At 67.5% G+C, this 17,964-nt stretch carries 19 protein-coding genes; 2 read left to right on the top strand and 17 right to left on the bottom strand.

Annotated elements, in window-relative coordinates; all coding sequences use genetic code 11:
* Positions 1-110: 110 nt before the first annotated feature.
* The 11 genes from pdxT to ACZY0X_RS24390 form a co-directional block, all read right to left on the bottom strand.
* The gene (gene pdxT / locus ACZY0X_RS24440) at positions 111-695 is read right to left on the bottom strand and encodes a pyridoxal 5'-phosphate synthase glutaminase subunit PdxT (RefSeq protein ID WP_463774075.1); all 585 of its coding nucleotides are present in this window, start codon (positions 693-695) and stop codon (positions 111-113) included.
* Complete coding sequence (gene tesB / locus ACZY0X_RS24435; protein WP_463774074.1) at positions 692-1,537, bottom strand: acyl-CoA thioesterase II; 846 nt, start codon at positions 1,535-1,537, stop codon at positions 692-694. The genes pdxT and tesB overlap by 4 nt, the downstream gene beginning before the upstream one ends.
* A gap of 8 nt (positions 1,538-1,545) precedes the next feature.
* A complete protein-coding gene (gene pdxS, locus ACZY0X_RS24430) occupies positions 1,546-2,466 on the bottom strand; it encodes a pyridoxal 5'-phosphate synthase lyase subunit PdxS (protein ID WP_463774072.1) in 921 nt (306 codons plus the stop codon).
* A gap of 77 nt (positions 2,467-2,543) precedes the next feature.
* Positions 2,544-3,575: an NUDIX hydrolase gene (locus ACZY0X_RS24425; protein WP_463774070.1), complete on the bottom strand. Its 1,032-nt coding sequence runs from the start codon at positions 3,573-3,575 to the stop codon at positions 2,544-2,546.
* Positions 3,572-4,696 carry a glycosyltransferase family 4 protein gene (locus ACZY0X_RS24420; protein ID WP_463774069.1) on the bottom strand — a complete coding sequence of 375 codons (1,125 nt, stop codon included), beginning with the start codon at positions 4,694-4,696 and terminating at the stop codon, positions 3,572-3,574. The genes ACZY0X_RS24425 and ACZY0X_RS24420 overlap by 4 nt, the downstream gene beginning before the upstream one ends.
* Complete coding sequence (locus ACZY0X_RS24415; protein ID WP_463774067.1) at positions 4,696-5,697, bottom strand: phosphatidylinositol mannoside acyltransferase; 1,002 nt, start codon at positions 5,695-5,697, stop codon at positions 4,696-4,698. Before ACZY0X_RS24415 ends, ACZY0X_RS24420 begins: the two co-directional genes overlap by 1 nt.
* Positions 5,694-6,371, bottom strand: a complete 678-nt coding sequence (gene pgsA, locus ACZY0X_RS24410) for a phosphatidylinositol phosphate synthase (RefSeq protein ID WP_463774065.1) — start codon at positions 6,369-6,371, stop codon at positions 5,694-5,696. Before pgsA ends, ACZY0X_RS24415 begins: the two co-directional genes overlap by 4 nt.
* Complete coding sequence (locus ACZY0X_RS24405) at positions 6,368-6,949, bottom strand: ATP adenylyltransferase (RefSeq protein WP_463774127.1); 582 nt, start codon at positions 6,947-6,949, stop codon at positions 6,368-6,370. The genes pgsA and ACZY0X_RS24405 overlap by 4 nt, the downstream gene beginning before the upstream one ends.
* Before the next feature lie 80 nt (positions 6,950-7,029).
* On the bottom strand, positions 7,030-9,084 hold the full coding sequence (gene thrS / locus ACZY0X_RS24400; RefSeq protein WP_463774063.1) for a threonine--tRNA ligase: 2,055 nt from the start codon (positions 9,082-9,084) through the stop codon (positions 7,030-7,032).
* Between the two features lie 64 nt (positions 9,085-9,148).
* On the bottom strand, positions 9,149-9,583 hold the full coding sequence (locus ACZY0X_RS24395; protein WP_463774062.1) for a TIGR02611 family protein: 435 nt from the start codon (positions 9,581-9,583) through the stop codon (positions 9,149-9,151).
* Complete coding sequence (locus ACZY0X_RS24390) at positions 9,580-10,200, bottom strand: PaaI family thioesterase (RefSeq protein ID WP_463774061.1); 621 nt, start codon at positions 10,198-10,200, stop codon at positions 9,580-9,582. Before ACZY0X_RS24390 ends, ACZY0X_RS24395 begins: the two co-directional genes overlap by 4 nt.
* Before the next feature lie 12 nt (positions 10,201-10,212).
* Between ACZY0X_RS24390 and ACZY0X_RS24385 the strand changes: the two genes are divergently transcribed.
* Positions 10,213-10,761, top strand: a complete 549-nt coding sequence (locus ACZY0X_RS24385) for a DUF1990 domain-containing protein (protein ID WP_463774059.1) — start codon at positions 10,213-10,215, stop codon at positions 10,759-10,761.
* Here the strand turns inward: ACZY0X_RS24385 and ACZY0X_RS24380 are convergent.
* The 5 genes from ACZY0X_RS24380 to ACZY0X_RS24360 form a co-directional block, all read right to left on the bottom strand.
* A complete protein-coding gene (locus ACZY0X_RS24380) occupies positions 10,733-11,824 on the bottom strand; it encodes a hypothetical protein (protein ID WP_463774058.1) in 1,092 nt (363 codons plus the stop codon). The genes ACZY0X_RS24385 and ACZY0X_RS24380 overlap by 29 nt on opposite strands.
* A gap of 49 nt (positions 11,825-11,873) precedes the next feature.
* Positions 11,874-12,764 carry an SDR family NAD(P)-dependent oxidoreductase gene (locus tag ACZY0X_RS24375; protein WP_463774057.1) on the bottom strand — a complete coding sequence of 297 codons (891 nt, stop codon included), beginning with the start codon at positions 12,762-12,764 and terminating at the stop codon, positions 11,874-11,876.
* Between the two features lie 31 nt (positions 12,765-12,795).
* Positions 12,796-14,010: a CaiB/BaiF CoA transferase family protein gene (locus tag ACZY0X_RS24370; RefSeq protein WP_463774125.1), complete on the bottom strand. Its 1,215-nt coding sequence runs from the start codon at positions 14,008-14,010 to the stop codon at positions 12,796-12,798.
* Positions 14,011-14,126: 116 nt separating this feature from the next.
* A complete protein-coding gene (locus ACZY0X_RS24365; protein ID WP_463774056.1) occupies positions 14,127-14,549 on the bottom strand; it encodes a nitroreductase family deazaflavin-dependent oxidoreductase in 423 nt (140 codons plus the stop codon).
* A 54-nt stretch (positions 14,550-14,603) separates the two neighbouring features.
* The gene (locus ACZY0X_RS24360) at positions 14,604-15,803 is read right to left on the bottom strand and encodes a thiolase family protein (protein ID WP_463774054.1); all 1,200 of its coding nucleotides are present in this window, start codon (positions 15,801-15,803) and stop codon (positions 14,604-14,606) included.
* Positions 15,804-15,867: 64 nt separating this feature from the next.
* Here ACZY0X_RS24360 and ACZY0X_RS24355 point away from each other — a divergent pair, with 64 nt between their 5' ends.
* Entirely contained in the window at positions 15,868-16,221 is a 354-nt protein-coding gene (locus ACZY0X_RS24355; protein ID WP_463774053.1) for a Zn-ribbon domain-containing OB-fold protein, read from the top strand.
* A 4-nt stretch (positions 16,222-16,225) separates the two neighbouring features.
* Here the strand turns inward: ACZY0X_RS24355 and ACZY0X_RS24350 are convergent, their stop codons facing one another.
* Positions 16,226-17,854 (bottom strand): PucR family transcriptional regulator, encoded by a 1,629-nt coding sequence (locus tag ACZY0X_RS24350; RefSeq protein WP_463774052.1) that lies wholly within the window; start codon positions 17,852-17,854, stop codon positions 16,226-16,228.
* Positions 17,855-17,964 lie beyond the last annotated feature (110 nt).

Genomic DNA, 17,964 nt, shown 5'->3' with positions numbered 1-17,964 from the left:
ATCCTGGTCGCGGCCCTACTCAGGTGTCAGCGATGTCCCGAGACATACAAGTGTCAGCGATGTCCCGAAACAGAACAGAGCGCTCAGCGAACGAAACCGCGCCGAAATCGCTAGAGGGAGGCGACGAACAGCTTGTGCACGCGACGGTCGCCGGTGACCTCGGGATGGAACGCGGTCGCCATCACGCGACCCTGGCGCACCGCCACCGGGTGTCCGGCCGCACTCGCCAGCACCTGCACATCGGGTCCGACGCGCTCGACCCACGGCGCCCGGATGAACACGGCGTGCACCGTATCGTCGAGACCCTCGAACTCGACATCCTGCTCGAATGAGTCGATCTGACGTCCGAAGGCGTTGCGTCGCACCGTCATATCGATGCCTGCGAGCGGAAGCGCCTCGCGGCCGGGCACGCCCGCGTCGTTGATCTCGGTGGCCAGCAGGATCATCCCGGCACACGATCCGTAAGCCGGCATGCCGTCCGCCAGGCGGCTGCGCAACGGCTCGAGCAGATTCAGTTCTCGCAGCAGGTGGCTCATCGTCGTGGACTCGCCACCGGGGATGACCAGCGCGTCGACGGCCTCCAGCTCGGCCAGCCGCCGGACGGTTGACGCCTCGGCGCCGGCCTCCCGCAGCGCGGCCAGATGCTCTCGGGTATCGCCTTGCAGCGCAAGGACACCGACGTGTGGGCTACTCACCGGCGCGGAGGCGTGAAGTCACGCTCGTAACGGGTCAACCCCTCCTGCATGACGGCCGCGACCATCTCGCCGTACTGGTTGAACAGCTTGCCCTGCGTCAGGGCCCGGCCGCCGCAGGCCGATGGCGACGACTGGTCGTACAGCAGCCACTCGTCGGCGCGGAACGGCCGCATGAACCACATGGCGTGATCGAGCGAGGCGATCATCATGTGCTTGCGCTCGTCGGGATGGTTGACCTGGGCCGAACCCAGCAGCGTCAGGTCGCTCATGTAGGCCAGCGCACAGATGTGCAGCACCGGGTCGTCGGGCAGCGGATCGCTATGCCGGAACCACACCTGTTGCTGGCTGGCCTTGCCCGGCAGCAGTGCGACCTGGTCACGCGGCACGATGCGGACGTCCCACTCGGCGAACTGTGCGAACCCGGCGTCGTCGAACGCACCGCCCGACCGGAACCCGGGCAGGTCGTCCGGCGGCGGTGCGGCCGGCATGGCGTCCTGGTGCTCGATACCGCTCTGGTCTGACTGGAACGACGCCGACATCGAGAAGATGGTCTTACCGTGCTGGATGGCGTTGACCCGCCTGGTGCAGAACGATCCACCGTCACGCAACCGCTCGACGGTGTACACCGCAGGCGCCTTGGCGTCGCCAGGCCGCAGGAAGTAGCCGTGCAGCGAGTGCACCTGGAACGTCGGGTCCACAGTGCGCACCGCCGACACCAGAGACTGGCCTGCCACATGCCCACCGAAGGTGCGCTGCAGAAAGCCAGACTCCGGGCTGAAGACACCACCGCGATAGATGTCGACCTCGAGTTGCTCGAGATCGAGTATCTCCTCGATTGCCACCGTGGCGGCTACCAGCCGCGTTCGGCGAGCCGGTGCGGCTGCGCGATGTCCTCGACGTTGATGCCGACCATGGCCTCACCCAGCCCGCGCGACACCTTGGCCAAGGCGTCGGCGTCGTCGTAGAAGGTGGTGGCCTTCACGATTGCCGCGGCCCGGGCGGCGGGGTCACCGGACTTGAAGATGCCCGAACCGACGAAGACACCCTCGGCGCCGAGCTGCATCATCATCGCGGCATCGGCCGGGGTGGCGATACCGCCAGCGGTGAACATCGTGACGGGCAGCTTGCCCGCGCGAGCCACCTCGACCACCAGGTCATAGGGCGCCTGCAGTTCCTTTGCGGCGACGAACAACTCGTCCTCCGACAGGGAGCTGAGCCTGCGGATCTCGCCGAGGATGGTGCGCATGTGGGTGGTCGCGTTGGAGACGTCACCGGTGCCGGCCTCACCCTTGGAGCGGATCATCGCCGCACCCTCGGTGATGCGTCGCAGCGCCTCGCCCAGGTTGGTCGCGCCACACACGAAGGGAACCGTGAACTTCCACTTGTCGATGTGGTTGGCGTAGTCGGCCGGGGTCAGCACCTCGGACTCGTCGACGTAGTCCACGCCGAGGCTCTGCAGGATCTGCGCCTCCACGAAGTGACCGATGCGAGCCTTGGCCATCACGGGGATGGTGACCGCGGCGATGATGCCCTCGATCATGTCCGGATCACTCATCCGCGATACGCCACCCTGGGCGCGAATATCGGCGGGCACACGCTCGAGCGCCATGACAGCGACGGCGCCAGCGCCCTCGGCGATGCGAGCCTGCTCAGGGGTGACGACGTCCATGATGACGCCGCCCTTGAGCATTTCGGCCATACCGCGCTTCACGCGGGCGGTGCCGGTCTGGCCGGCATTGACCGACCCGTTGGTACCAGGTGCGGTATTCACTGCTATCTCCTCCAATTAAGTACTGATTCAGTCTAGTGGCCAGCACAAATCGAATCGATCCGCAGGGCATCGCGAGTTCAGCGGATCGACTGAAGCTCGCCCCCGCGGGCCGGTCGCGCCGCGTTCACCAACGCATTGGCCTCGGATAATCGGTCGCCGAGCTGCACCGGATAGACCAACTCTCCCCCGGCCACCAACTCTCGGATGTCGGCATCATCACACCACCGGTGCCCGTGGATGTACCGGCGTTCGAGCGCGGTGCGGCCGCCCGAGGCCGGCTCGAAACGGGTCGTGCGGTGCAGGAAGAACATCTCCTCGCTGCGAATCACCGCGCCATTGAAGTCGATCACCGCATCGCGCCGCCACACCGGGCCGATCAGATCCTCGGCTGCCACCACGAGTCCGGTCTCCTCGCGGAGTTCACGCGCCGCGGCGTCGGCGAGATCCTCCCCGGGATCAACTTCGCCGCCGATGGTGAACCACCACCGCGGCGCGGGACTCGACTGCTTCGCCGGGTCGGATCCGCAGAGCAACAACACGGCGCCGGTCTCGTCCAACAGGATCACTCGTGCCGACGTGCGACGGCCGGCCTGCCCGACGATGGTGCGCGTCCCACGTTCTGATATCTCGAAATAGCTTGGCATCGCGGCGGTTCCACCGAGGTGCAGCCAGCGCACCAGAGGTCGCTCACGAAGCGCGAGGGTGTCGCGAACCGCATCGTTGTGGAAGCGCCGCGCCAGCAGCACCCGCGCCTCGGCGTCGGCCAGTTCGGCCACCAGCGACACGGGTACCGATTCCGGATCCACCAGCGTCAGCTCGTCCGACAGCTCGTTCTCGGCGGCTTCGCGTGCGGACCGCGGTGCGCGTTCGGCGGCGTCGGCCAGCGCCGTCAGACGGTGCCCCGGCGCGGTTCGCCCGTATGCGTCGGTGGCGACCGCACGGGCCACCACCGCGCGCCGCGCCAGCGCCCCGTCGAGCGCCTGCCAGGACAGGTCGTATCGGACGTGTAGTCGATCGAGGCGGTTGGCGGTCTGGAAGGCCCACACGCCGCCGATCAGCAGGACTGCGGCCACGAGCGCGAGGACTATCACCACGAGCCAGGTGGTCACGATGCCACCTGCACCTTCGCGCCCGCACCGGCCACCGTCTCGTACACCTGCATGATCTGCCGCGCCACCACCGACCAGTCGTAGCGGTGCACCGCCTCGGCGGCCGCCGCCACGTAACGGGCCCGTGCCTCGTCATCGCTCAGCACCTCGATCAGCGCCGTGGACAGCGCCGCGGAGTCGTCGATAGGCACCAGTCGGCCCGCCCTGCCGTCCTCGAGGACCCGCCGGAACGCGTCGAGGTCGCTGGCCACCACCGCGGTTCCCGCTGCCATCGCCTCGACCAGCACAATGCCGAAGCTCTCGCCGCCGGTGTTCGGCGCGCAGTACACGTCGGCACTGCGCATCGCCGCAGCCTTCTCGGCGTCGTCGACCAGCCCGAGGAAGCGCAGGTGACCTGCCAGCTCGCCAGCCTCCTCGGCAAGCTCCTCCTCGTCGCCGCGGCCCACGACCAGCACCTCGACATCCGGGAACGCCTCAACCAGGCCGGGCAACGCACCGATCAGCACTGCCATGCCCTTGCGTGGTTCGTCGAACCGGCCGAGGAACAGCACCGAGCGTCCCGGCCGGGGGTAACCGTCCAACTTGGGGCCAGAGGCGAAGGATGCGACGTCGACTCCGTTGGGGATCTCGACGGCGTCGGACCCGAGGGCCTCCATCTGCCAGCGCCGAGCCAGGTCGGATACCGCGATGCGGCCAACGATTTTCTCGTGCCACGGCCGTAGAAACCCCTGGAAGACCGAGAGAGTGAACGATCTGGTGGTCGAGGTGTGGAAGGTGGCGACGATCGGACCCTCGGCGATCATCAACGCCAGCATCGACAGGCTCGGCGCGTTCGGTTCGTGCAGATGCAGGACATCGAAGTCACCCTCGATGAGCCACTTCTTGACCTTGCGGTGGGTCGCCGGTCCGAAGCGCAGGCGCGCCACCGAGCCGTTGTAGGGAATGGGGACGGCCTTCCCACCCGAGACGACGTAGTCCGGCAGCGTCACATGCTTCGACGACGGCGCGAGCACGCTGACGTCGTGGCCGTAGCCGCGCATCACCTCGGCCAGTTGCAGAACGTGCGCCTGAACTCCGCCCGGCACGTCGAACGAGTAGGGGCACACCATCCCGATCCGCATCAGGGCCCGCCTTCGGTCCCCGGTTCTCCCCCACGCACGGGAGGAGTCTGTGGCTCGCCCATGAGCCGGGACCGGCGCTCCTCGGATAGATCGGCGATCCACTGGGGCTGCATCATGTGCCAGTCAGCGGGGTGCGCCGCGATGTCGGCGGCGAACTGGTCGGCCAACGCCTGGGTGATCGCGCCGACGTCCCCCGACGACGCGTCCAACGGAGCGTGGAACCGTATCGCGGTCACGTCGGGTTCGTACCAGGTGTGCACGGGAATCAGCGCCGCACCCGTCTCCAGGGCCAGTCGGGCCGGCCCCGCTGGCAGGCGCGTGGACTCGCCAAAGAAGTCCACCGGCACCCCCGAGCGGGTCAGATCTCGATCGGACATCAGGCAGACGAGACCGTTGCCGCGCAGACGCTCGGCCAGGATCTCGAACGGTGGCCGTTCTCCGCCCGTCAACGGCACGACCTCGAAGCCCAGGCTCTCCCGGTAGTCGACGAACCGGTTGTACAGCGATTCCGGCTTGAGCCGCTCGGCGACGGTGGTGAACGGGCCGTAGGCGTTGACGAACCAGACCCCGGCCATGTCCCAGTTGCCACTGTGCGGAAGGGCCATGACGGCACCCTTGCCCGCCTTCAACGCGGCGGCGACGTGCTCATCGCCCTGGACGGCGTCGTTCAGCCGCTGAGTCAGCACCTTGTGATCCATTGAGGGCAACCGGAAGGCCTCCCGCCAGTATCGGGCGTAGGAGGCCAGCGAAGCACGGATCAGACCCTCCGGCACCTCGGCGGCGGGTACTCCGAGCACTCGGGCCAGGTTCTTGCGGAGCTGCGCGGGTCCACCGCCACGTGATGCGTACCAGGCACCTGCCTCAAACGCGTTGCGGGCCGCGAACTCCGGCATCGCGCGCACCATCCGCCACCCGGCGGCGTAGCCGAGGTCGCTGAGTTGGCCGCCCAGCGGCAGTCGGATGCCGCGCACGCTCGGCAGTCCAGCGGAGGGCGTACTCATGACTCGCTCGCATCCTGGACGTCGGCAGGCGGCGGGGCGCCGTCCCGCAGCGGTTCCACCGCGCCTGGGGAGGTCCGCACCGAGTGCAGTCGCTGACCGAGTGTGATGAGGCTTGCGGCGGCGAGCACCCACATGGCGACGTGGATCAGCCACGGCACGTGCAGGAACCACACGCCCGAAAGGCCGGCACCGATCAGCACGATGAGCAGCCGTTCGGGGCGCTCGATCATCCCGCCGTCACCGCGCAGCCCGTTGGCCTCGGCGCGGGCCTTGATGTAGGAGATGACCTGTGACGTGACGAGACAGATCATCGTGGCGACCACCAGCTCGGTGCTGTGCGCACCGAACGCCGCCCACCAGAGCAGACCGCAGAACACCGCGCCGTCGGCGATCCGGTCGCACGTGGCATCCAGTACCCCGCCGAACCGCGTGCTGTAGCCGCGCTCGCGCGCCATCGCGCCGTCGAGCATGTCGGCCAGGACGAAGAACGCGACCGCGAATGCGCCCCACCACAACTGGCCCATCGGGAACAACGTCAGCGCCGCGATGACGGTGCCCGCAGTGCCGATGATGGTGATGCTGTCCGGGGTCAGCCCCGTGCGCAGCGCTGCCCTGGCGACGGGGCGACTCAATTTCGCGTAGGCCGCACGGGTCAGCAGGTAGAAGTCGCTCACGGGTGGTTGGCCCACTCGTTCGCGAGGAGTTCACGGGTGTCGCGGAGCAACTGCGGGATGACCTTGGCGCCGCCGATGACGGTGATGAAGTTGGCGTCGCCACCCCAGCGGGGCACCACGTGCATGTGCAGGTGCTCGGCCAGCGATCCGCCGGCCGAGGTGCCGAGGTTCAGTCCGACGTTGAACCCGTGCGGCCGCGAGATGCTCTTCATGACGCGAATCGCCTTCTGCGTGAAGGCCATCAGCTCGGCGCTCTCGGGTTCGGTCAGGTCCTCGAGTTCGGCGACCCGGCGGTACGGCACCACCATCAGGTGGCCCGGGTTGTACGGATAGAGGTTCAGCACCGCGTACACCAGTTCACCGCGGGCGACGACGAGGCCGTCCTCGTCCGACATGGTGGGGATGTCCGAGAACGGTTCGGAGGACTTTGCCGAACCAGACTTGATCGCCCCGACGATGTAGGTCATCCGGTGTGGCGTCCAGAGCCGTTGCAGGTGGTCGACATCGCCGACACCGCGATCGACCACCGTCGCCGCGTCGTCACCTAACCCGTCGTGCGCCGTCTGCTCTTCGCGCAAGCGCTCATCGTGCGCCGTCTGCTCTTCGCGCAAGCGCTCATCGTGCGCCGTCTGCTCTTCGCGCAAGCGCTCATCGCCGCTCACGTCGGGGCGCCCACCTCGAGCAGTTCCGCAGTGGGAACAACGTTCTCGCGTGCCGCGATCCAGCCCGCGATGGCCTCGACGGCGGCGTCGCGCGGCACACCATTGATCTGAGTGCGATCGGTGAACCGGAAGCTGACCGCGCCGGCCTCGACGTCACGATCCCCCGCCAGAAGCATGAACGGCACCCGTTGGTTGGTCTGGTTCACGATCTTCTTGGCCATCCGATCGTCACTGGCGTCGACCTCCGCGCGAATGCCGCGCTTCCTCAGTTGCGCGACAACGTCATCGAGATACTCGACGTGGCCGTCGGCGACGGGGATCCCGACCACCTGCACCGGCGCCAGCCAGGCGGGGAACGCTCCCGCGTAGTGCTCGGTGAGCACTCCGAAGAAGCGCTCGATCGACCCGAACAGCGCGCGGTGGATGAGCACCGGGCGCTGGCGGGTGCCGTCGGCTGCGGTGTACTCGAGCTCGAACCGGTCCGGCATGTTGAAGTCGAGCTGGATCGTCGACATCTGCCAGCTGCGCCCGAGCGCGTCCTTGACCTGCACGGAGATCTTCGGCCCGTAGAACGCCGCGCCACCCGGATCGGGTACCAGGTCCAGGCCGGAGGCCTCGGCGACCTCACGCAGAGTCGCGGTCGCCTCGTCCCAGACGTCATCGTCGCCGACGTACTTCTCCGGGTCCTTGGTCGACAGCTCCAGGTAGTAGTCGTCGAGCCCGTAGTCGGACAGCAGGTCGAGCACGAACTGCAGCAGCGAGGTGAGCTCGTCACGCATGTGCTCGCGGGTGGTGTAGATGTGCGCGTCGTCCTGCGTCATCCCGCGCACTCGGGTCAAGCCATGCACGACACCGGACTTCTCGTACCGGTACACCGAGCCGAACTCGAAGAGCCGCAACGGAAGTTCCCGATACGACCGACCCCGCGACCGGTAGATCAGATGGTGCATCGGGCAGTTCATCGGCTTGAGGTAGTAGTCCTGCCCCGGCTTGCGGACGGCGCCGGCCTCGTCGAACTCGGCGTCGATGTGCATCGGCGGGTACATGCCGTCGGCGTACCACTCCAGGTGACCTGAGGTGACGTACAGGTCCTTCTTGGTGATGTGCGGGGTGTTGACGAACTGGTAGCCGGCTTGCGAGTGCTTCTCCCGCGAGTAGTCCTCCAGCTCCTTGCGAATGATGCCGCCCTTGGGGTGGAAAACGGGCAGACCGGAGCCCAATTCGTCTGGGAAGCTGAACAGATCGAGTTCCACACCGAGCTTGCGGTGGTCGCGGCGCTGCGCCTCCTCGAGCAGTTCGAGGTGCGCCTCCATCGCCTCCTGCGACTCCCACGCGGTGCCGTAGACCCGCTGCAGGCTGGCGTTGGCCTGATCACCGCGCCAGTACGCCGCCGAACTACGGGTCAGCTTGAACGCGGGAATGAACTTGGTGGTGGGGATGTGCGGGCCGCGGCACAGATCACCCCAAACGCGTTCGCGCGTGCGGGGGTTGAGGTTGTCGTAGGCCGTCAGCTCGTCGCCGCCGACCTCCATCACATCGGGATCGCCGGACTTGTCGTCGACGAGTTCGAGCTTGTAGGGCTCGTTCGCGAGTTCCTCGCGCGCGGCGTCCTTGGACTCATAGACCCGCCGATCGAACAGCTGTCCGTCCTTGACGATCTTCTGCATGCGCTTCTCGAGCGCCGCGAGGTCCTCCGGAGTGAAGGCGCGAGGCACGTCGAAGTCGTAGTAGAAACCGTTGGCGATCGGCGGGCCGATGCCGAGCTTCGCCTCCGGGAACAGGTCCTGCACCGCCTGGGCCAGAACGTGCGCCGTCGAGTGCCGGATGACACTGCGACCGTCCTCGGTGTCGGCCGCGACGGGCGTCACGTCGACATCGGTGTCGGGAGTCCAGGACAGATCACGCAGCCGGCCCTCGGCGTCACGCACGACGACGATCGCGTTGGACGCGCCCCGGGTGGGCAATTCTGCCGCGCGGACGGCGGCCGCCGCGGTCGTCCCGGCAGCGACCCGGATCGGGGCTGCGGGGGCGGTGCTGGCGACGGCACTCATCGGTCGACTCCTAATGATGGATCCTGGGTGTTCACGGACGCGACCATGCTATCGGTGGGGGTGCTCACGACCCCAGGCCGATCGGACTCTTGAGCCAGGGCCACTCGATGCCGACCAGATTCGCCGACCAACTGAGCGCACCGAAGAGCCACAGCGTCGCGAGAACCACGGCACACGTGAACACCACGCCCAGCACCTGCACCCACATGCCCTGCGCCTTGAACCAGTCCATCACGCGGTCATAGCGTTCGCGGGTGAACCTCAGCGCGTGCCGGGCCCAGGCGAACTCGGAGGCCAGAATCGCCAGGCCGACGAAGACGATCGCCCAGCCCGGGCCGGGATAAGGAATCGCGAGAATGCCGACGACGAGCACGACCGCACCCACCACCCCGACGACGATGCGGTAGGTGAAGTTCGCCGCGGGGCGCTCGCGCAGCTTGTCGCGCCAACGCGCCCAAGTCCGGACCCGCTCCAGATCGCCTTCGGTGTCCCCGGTCACGGCTGTCCCGGGTTGAGCTTCACGAACAGCGCCTCGGCCTCGCACAGCACGTCATCGCCATCAAGCAGTCGGCCCACGACGAAGATCTTTCGACCCTCGATCCGGTCGATCCCAGCGTCCACCTGCAACTCCTTGTCGATGGGTGCGATTCTGCGGTAGTTGACGTGCAGAAACGCCGTGCGGTTCTTCGGGCTCCCGCTGAGTGTGAAGGCGGTGAAGCCCAACAGCGAGTCGAACAGGTGCGCCAAGACCCCGCCGTGCACGGCTCCGTTGCGGCCAAGGTGGTAGCGGCGGAACGAGGTGGTGCCACGGAGGCGTCCATCCTCGCCCGTATGCAGGTCGGACGGTATCGAGAGCACGCTGCCGTGGCCCGGCAGATCCATCCGCCGGCCCGACGGTGAGTGCCACTCGTCGGCGTCGAACGGCGCCAGCAGGCGGTTGACGTCATCGAGGAGGTCGGCGGCCTTGGTGATCACCTCGTCCGGCGCGTCGGCGGCCCTGGCGTGGTCCTGCAGTTCGCGTACGGCCTCGACGAACCGGCCGTAGTCGGGGCCGCCCTGATTGGTCGGCACCGGCGGATTGAACCCACCTCCGGCATGTGCGTTGTCGAGTGTCACGGGTCCCACCGTATGGGCTGGTTCATCGCACCCGGTGGCAAGGTGGGCCAGGTGATGCGCCGGCGAGCACTGAGCGACCTGTCCGACCTGCCCCTGACGTACGCCGAGGTGGGCGCGACGGCGGGGCCGCTGCCTGCCGGATATCACCACGTGCACCAGTCGGCGGCGATCGGGCACGGCAGGGCCCGCTTCGAGGAGGCGGCGGCCGCGGTCATGCGGTGGGGCATGCTGCGCGGTGCCGGCGCACGGGTCGAGGCGACCTCGGAGGTGGCCGCCGTGGGCTCGGAGGTCATCGTCACCCTCGGGCCGGTGAGCGTGCCGTGCCGGGTCGTCTACGTACTCGACGAACCGGACCACCGCGGGTTCGCCTACGGCACGCTGCCCGGTCACGCCGAGACCGGTGAGGAACTGTTCGCCGTCCGCTACGACGCCGCCGATGACACGGTGTACGCCGAGGTGACGGCGTTCTCCCGGCACGGCACGTGGTGGAGCAGGCTGGCGGGTCCGCTGACCTCCCTTGTCCAGCACGTGGTCAGCAAGCGCTACGTACGGGCTGTGTAGCGGGGTCAGGGCCGCGTGCAGTCGACCGCGCGGCGACCTCGACCTGATAGGACAGGACCGCCATCGCGAACAATCCGATCGACAGGTTGATCAACGCGCCGAACCCCTCGGTGGCGAAGTCGACGAGCGCGTTGAGGAGAGTGAAGATCAGCGCCGCGTTGCGCAGCCAGCGCAGCGGCCACACCTCGCCGGTGCGGCGTCGCGCGATCATGGCCGGCAGGGCGATGCCGAGGGTCAGCATCGCGGTGACGAGCAGGATCACTGACGGCACGCTGAGGCCGTCGAGTCTCACAGAGAGGTCGTCGTCCTCGTAGAAGTAGCCGCCCAGCGCGACGCCCAGGGCGCCCAACGACACACCCAGGAATGATCCGAGCACCAGCAGCCAGCCGACGACGGGCACCCATCGGGGGCTGCGGAAGAAGTCGGGGATCAGCCCGAGCGCCCACTGTCTGGCGGCGTGCACCCGATCGGATGCCGGGTCAGCCGAGACGAGCAGTCCCTCGATGAGGCGGGCCTCGTCGGCATCGGCGCCGAGTTCGCGGGCGCGGTCGACGAGGGTGAGTCCGATCTCGCGGCGACGGGTGGCCAGGCCCCTGGCGACACCGTCGGCGGCGATGCTCGCAGCCGATGCCAGGCACTCGCCGGCATTCAGCGGTCGAATGTCTCGGACCATCCGGGCTCCGACCAGGATGACAACCACCAGGATGTACATGATCTCGGCGGCGGGTCCGTAGAAGTAGTCGTTGTCCTTGGTGACGAACTTCCCGATCTCGTCGAGGAAGAGCCCGAATCCGATGCCGCCCAACACCACGCACAGCATGCGGGTTCCGAAACCCAGTGCCATCCACCCGATGACCAGCGCCAACATCATCAGCGCGCCGCCCCACAATGCGTGCGCGATGTGCAGGTTGCCACCGCCAATCTGGGGATAGCCGGTCAGCTCCAGATAGCCCCTGGTGATCAGGATCGTCAGGATGGCGATGATGATGAACGCCTCGGCGGCGCTCGAGCCGATTGCGCTGCGCGTGATCGCGCCGTGGCGCCTACGACGTGACGCTGCCACGTAACCTCCGGTCAATGAGACTGATTCACCGCATGGTATCGCGCAGCGCCTAGACGGGAAGCGTTGTGCCGGTTTCCTTCTCGGCGAACTCGACAACCCGCGCACCCAACTCGTAGTCGCACGCGACGGCGGATCGCCCGATTAGCACCGGACCCCCACGTAGACCCATCCGACCCTCAACCCCGACGTAGCTGCCGGGCGGGATCGGCTCGCTGATGCAGTACAGCGTGGGCGCCGCTCCCTGCTCGATATCGTTGGCGAGGTACTTGCCGACCGCCTGCACCCCGCGATGCGCCAGCGCCATCAGCGGCTTGTCCGAGACATGAGACAGGTTGGAGGCCACCCATCCCGGGTGGGTGAGCTGGGCGACGACCGGCGAATGTGCCACGCGCAGTCGGCGATCCAGCTCAAGACCCCACAGCATGACGGCGAGCTTGGAGCGCTGATAGGCACCCATCGCGGTCCACTTGTTGGCGCGCAGGTGCATATCGTCAAGGCGCAGCGTGGCGGACTTGTGCGCCTCGGAGCCGACGTTGATGATCTGGGACCGCACCCTGGGAAGCATCAGGTTGGTCAGGGCGAACGGCCCCAACAGGTTGGTTCCGAGCGTCATCTCGAAGCCGTCAACCGTCTCGGCGCGATGCTGGGTCACCACGCCCGCATTGTTGATCAGGATGTCGACGTCGCCATCGAGTCGATCGCCGAACGAGCGCACCGAGGACATGTCGGCCAGGTCGAGTGCGACCACCGAGGTGGATCCGCCGATCTCGGCGGCGCGTTGCGCCCCCAGGGTTGTGTTACGCACGGCGAGCACGACGTGCGCTCCGGCGCGCACCAGCACTCGGGCCGTGCCGAGGCCAACGCCGTTGCTGGCTCCCGTCACGACGATCCGTTGACCACTCAAGTTGCCGAGCCGTGCCGGTGACCACTGTGACGTCATCGTGCCGACCCTACAGAGACGCGGGCAGATGTCAGGCGATCGCGCCGGAGTCCTTAAGGGCTGCGATCCGATCCCAGTCCAGCCCGATCTCCATCAGCACCAGCTCAGTGTGCTCGGACGCCTGTGGCGCACGCGTGGTCTCGAGCGGCTCGTGGTTGAACTGAACCGGGCCGCGCACCACCTTGAACGGGGCGCCACCGTCCGCCGACTCGACCTCGACGATCATGTCGTTGGCGATGGCCTGTTCGTCGGTGGCGAGATCGGTCAGGCTCTGGAACGGGGCCCACTGGCCCCGCATCGTCTTGAGGTGCTCGCGCCAGTAGTCGAAGGGCTTGCTGCGGAACGCATCCGCGATCAGTTCAACGGCGGCCGAGGCGTTCTCGATAAGCGGCATCACATCGCAGAATCGCGGGTCGTCGGCGAGCTGCGGCAGGCCCAGGTGCTCGAAGGCGTCGCGGATGTAGCCAGTCGGGCTGACGATGCACAGGTTGATGGTGCCCCCGTCGGAGGTCAGGTAGTTGCCTAGGAACGGATTCACCGACGGGGCAACGGAATCCGGCATCAGCGAGCGCATCGTCTCCCCGGTCTCCATGCCCTGGGTCACGCTCGCACCCGCGGCCCACCACGCCGTGCTGAGCAGCGAGACGTCGATCTCGGCGGCCTCCCCCGTGCGCTCCCGATGGAACAGCGCGGCCGAGATGCCGCCCGCGATGTTCATCCCGCCAATCGAGTCGCCGAACGCGGGGATGCCCTGGGACAGTGCGCCGCCGATCTCCTCCGGCGTGAGCGCGTGTCCGACACCGCTGCGCGTCCAGAACGCCGTGCCGTCGAATCCGCCGACCAGTCGTTCCGGACCCTTGTCGCCGTAGGCGCTGCCGCGGGCGTAGATGATGTTCGGGTTGACCGCACGGATGTGCTCGACGTCGAACTTGTTCTTCTGACGCTGCGCCGGCATGTAATTGGTGAGGAACACGTCCGCGGTCTTGGCGAGTTCGTAGAGGACTTCCTGCCCCTCGGCGGTCGACACGTCGATGCCGACGCTTCGCTTGCCGCGGTTGGGGTGCTCGATCAGCGGATGACGGTTGGGGTCTAGTTGGAAGCCGCCCATGTTGATGAAGCCGCGCTGGGTGTCACCGCGCACGGGGTGCTCGACCTTGATGACGTCGGCTCCCCAGTCCGCCAGAATCGCGCCCGCGGCGGGCACGAAGGTGAACTGTGCAACCTCGAGAACGCGTACGCCCTCCATCACCTTGATCACGTCAGGACTCCCAACATCGTCGTCAGCCGGCCTTACATCTGAAGCTCTTACTGTAAACGATGCGGCAATGTGTTCGGGGGGGCGCGTTCCAGCCGCGCCGGCGGTCACCGCACCGGGGTCAGTGCGACGACCGGGATCTTCCTCGTCGTCTTCTTCTCGTAGCCGGCGAAGCCTGGATATCGACGAGCCTGCTCGGCGTACTTCGCGTCACGCTCGTCGCCGTCGAGTTCGGTGGCGACGACATCGAACTCCTCATCGCCGACCTCGATGCGGACCTGCGGATGGGCACGCAGGTTGAAGTACCAGGCCGGGCTCGTGTCGGCACCCGCCTTGGAGGCGAACACCAGGTAGCGATCGCCGTCGGCCAGATACATCATGATGTTGGTGCGGGGCTCGCCGGTCTTGGCGCCCTTCGTGTGCAGGATCAGCAGCGGCGCACCCTCGAACTGACCACCGACCCTGCCGTGATTGCCGCGGAACTCCGCGATGTTCTTCGCATTGAAATCGTTCAAATCGTTCTCGGCCATTGGGGCCTCCTTGCTCATCCGACAGATCGTGCATTCGACAGATCCAGGTTGCCCTCAGCGGGTGAGAACCATGCATCCGGCGATGGGACCGCCGCCCGCGGCAACCAGCGCCGTCTCCGGCTGTCGGCGAACCTGCCGCTGCCCGGCCTGACCCCGCAGCTGCAGGCACGCCTCGTGCAGCACCCAGTAGCCGTGCATGCGGCCAGCGGAGAGCTGACCGCCATAGGTGTTGAGCGGAAGCACCCCATTCAGGGCGATCCGGGATGCCCCCTCCACGAAGGGTCCACCCTCACCGTCCGCGCACACACCGAGCGCTTCCAGCCACGCGATCGTCAGGAACGTGAAACCGTCGTACAGCTCGGCGATGTCCATGTCACCCGGCGTGAGGTCGGTCCGCGACCACATCTGCGCCGCGGCGTCGACTGAGGCCATCTTCGGGAAGTCGTCGCGGTGGAACCAGCCACCGGACCCGTACGTCCCACCGATGGCCTCGATGCCCACCGCCGGATTCGGGCAGTCCGGCCCGTAGTCGCGATGCGACACCACCACGGCGATCGACCCATCGACGGGAACGTCGCAGTCGTAGAGACCCAGCGGCGTCGAAATGGGACGGGACGCGAGATAGTCGTCCATCGTCATCGGATCCTGATAGGCCGCAAGCGGATTGAGTGCCGCATTGCGTCTGCTGTTGATGGCCAGCCAACCCAGCTGTTCCCTCGTCGTGCCATAGAGGTCCATGTGTCGACGACAGTGCATCGCCACCCAGTTCGACGCTGAGTATGCGTGGGCGGCAAGCAGCTCGCCGACGTCGTCGTTGGCTCCGACCCGTCGTCGCTGCCCGGGCTCACGCGGCTCGACCGGCGGGGACGTCAGCGCGTTCGGCTCGGGCGGGGGTCCCGACGAGTCGATCATCGACCCGCCCAGCATGCCCACGGTGCGGTAGACCAGGACGTGCCGCGAACGGCCCTGCGCGACCGCGAGGAACGCCGACATCAGGGGGCTCAGCAAGCCAGCGGTGTCGAAGCCCGAACTTCGGTTCTGCGCATCGATGCCGAGCGCCTCCACCACGTGCTGGCGCGGTGTGTCGCCGAGCGTGGCAACGCCATCGATGTCCGCCGGCCTCAGGCCCGCATCGGCGATGGCGGCAGATGCCGCCTCGATGGTCAGCTCCAGACCGGGGATGCCGGTGCGGCGGCCGATGCGGGAGATGCCGACCCCGCTGATGATCGCGTCCTTCTCGAAATGCGACGACACGAGGCTCCATTCCCCTCCGGCAACCGGGGCCACCTCGAGGGACGTGGCCGGTAGGTTGACCATCATGGCAGGACAGCTCGTCGTCCCGTACTGCGAGACGTGTGCACTGTGGAGCCTTCCGCCCTCCTCGGACTGTCCCGACTGCGGAGCGACGCTCACCGGGCGGGCGGTGTCCGGCCACGGCACGGTGTTGACCTGGACCGTCAACCACCATCCCTTCAATCCCGCGGTGCCGCTGCCCTATGTCATCGCCATCGTCGAACTCGTCGAACAGCCGGGTTTGCGTCTCGCGGCCAACATCGTTGACTGCCAGCCTGACTCGGTGTGTGCCGGCATGCCGGTTCAGGTGCGATTCGAGCGTCACGTGCTCGATCCCGAGCCGGTCTTCGCGCCCGTGTTCGGCCCGCTGCTGCACTAGTGCGTCAGGTGCTGCTGACGACGGCGGGTGCCGCGCGGCGCCGCGAGTCCAGGATCATCACTGCCACGTGCAACGACGCCATCGACTCGGCATCGTCGAGGTCGACGCCGAGGATCCCCGCGATCGCGGCCAACCGCTTGTAGAGCGCGGGACGGCTGATGTGCAGCCGCTGGGCCAGCTCGGCCTTGTTACCGCCCAGCTGCAGGTACTGGCGGAGCACCGACAGGTTCGACAGCTCACCGACGATATCGCTGGCCAACAGCGCGTTGAGCTCGGTCTCGGCGAAGTTCTGCACCCGCGGGTCGTCGCGCAACAGCGCGATCAGCCCGCGCAGCCGCACGTCTGACGCCCGGAAATAACTCCGCGATCCCGCACCCATCGCCATGGCAACCTCCGCCACGTGTGCGGCGTCAGCCAGTCCGTGGATGGTGTCGATGACGCTCTCCCCGGCAGGCCCGATCGCCAGGACGGTGTCCGAGGCGCCGCTGACACGCCGGATCTCTCCGCGTAGTTGATCGCCAAGTGCAGTGAGCGCCTTGTCGTTCGCTCCCCCACGCACCGTCCCCAGGGATAGCACCGCGCCGATCTCGCCGTCCCGTCGAATGGTGAACAGCCCGGTGTGCCGCGCGGCGTTCACGGTGTGTGCGACGACGTCGAGCAGCGCGACGTTGCGGCGTTGCGCGGCCACTGGATCCGCACTGTCCTCGGCCCGCTCGACCCTGACCACAGCGGGCAGATAGCTTGCTGCCCTGCGTAACCCGAGCGCGTGCGCCCGGGCAGCGGCCTCTCTCTCGTCGGTGATGCGGCTGCGCAGCACGTTGTCGATGAGGCCGCTCTGGGCCTGTTGGTGCAGTCCCGAGCGGTCCCGCTCGATCATCCGGTGCATCGCCAGCGCCGCCGCCGCGCGTTCGAGGACCCGCTTCGCCCGTGCCGGATCTGCCGCCTGGCGCGGGACGATGAGCCTGCCCCACTCCTCAGAGCGCGGGCCGACCGACGTCACCTCCCAGGATTCGGCACCACCTCCCGCAGCCGGCACGAGCCGCGAACGGCGTTCCCAGTCGTGCAGCAGCGCCGCCGCGGCGGGTCCGCTGGCCGATGCGGCCAGGGCCTGGTGCGCGAGGTCCTCGAGCACCACCGGTTCGTCGAGGATTCGTGCCGCGGCCTCCACGATTCCGGCGGCGGACGCCCGCTTCATGCTCAGCTCCGTGAAGGCCTCGTGCACGCGACGGTCGAACGCCATCTCCTCGTACTGTTCGGCGACGATTCGGCGGTGCACCGCCTCGGTGACCTCCACGAACTTGATCTCGCGGTGCAGCGCGACCAGCGCCAGATTCAGCCGCCGGGCGGCGTCGACGACGCTGGCCGGCACTTTTGCCAACACCCTGCCCAGTTCCACGACCACGCCCAACGCACCCGCTTCAGCGAGACCCTCGAGATAGGTGCGCGCGTTGCGGTGCAGCGGTGCCCCGGTGGTCAGCACCAACTCGCCACCCTGCAGCAGGGTGGAGAGGTCGGCGACATCGCTGACGTGAATCCAGCGGATCTCGTCGTCCCAGCGGCGGTCGCTGAGGATCTCGGGCTCACCGCGCTGCAGCACCGGCAGTCCAACGACGTCTGAGATGGTCAGGGGCATTTACACACTGTAATGCCTGGGCTTCAATCGGTGACGGTGTGTTCGGTGCGGAGCCCAGCCTTCCGCTGCAATGATCAACGGTGTCACCAGCAGCGCGGCTGGTTCCTGCC

It is taken from the genome of Mycobacterium sp. IDUB_39 (genome assembly GCF_055419205.1).
This window is presented reverse-complemented; position numbering and strand designations above follow the sequence as displayed.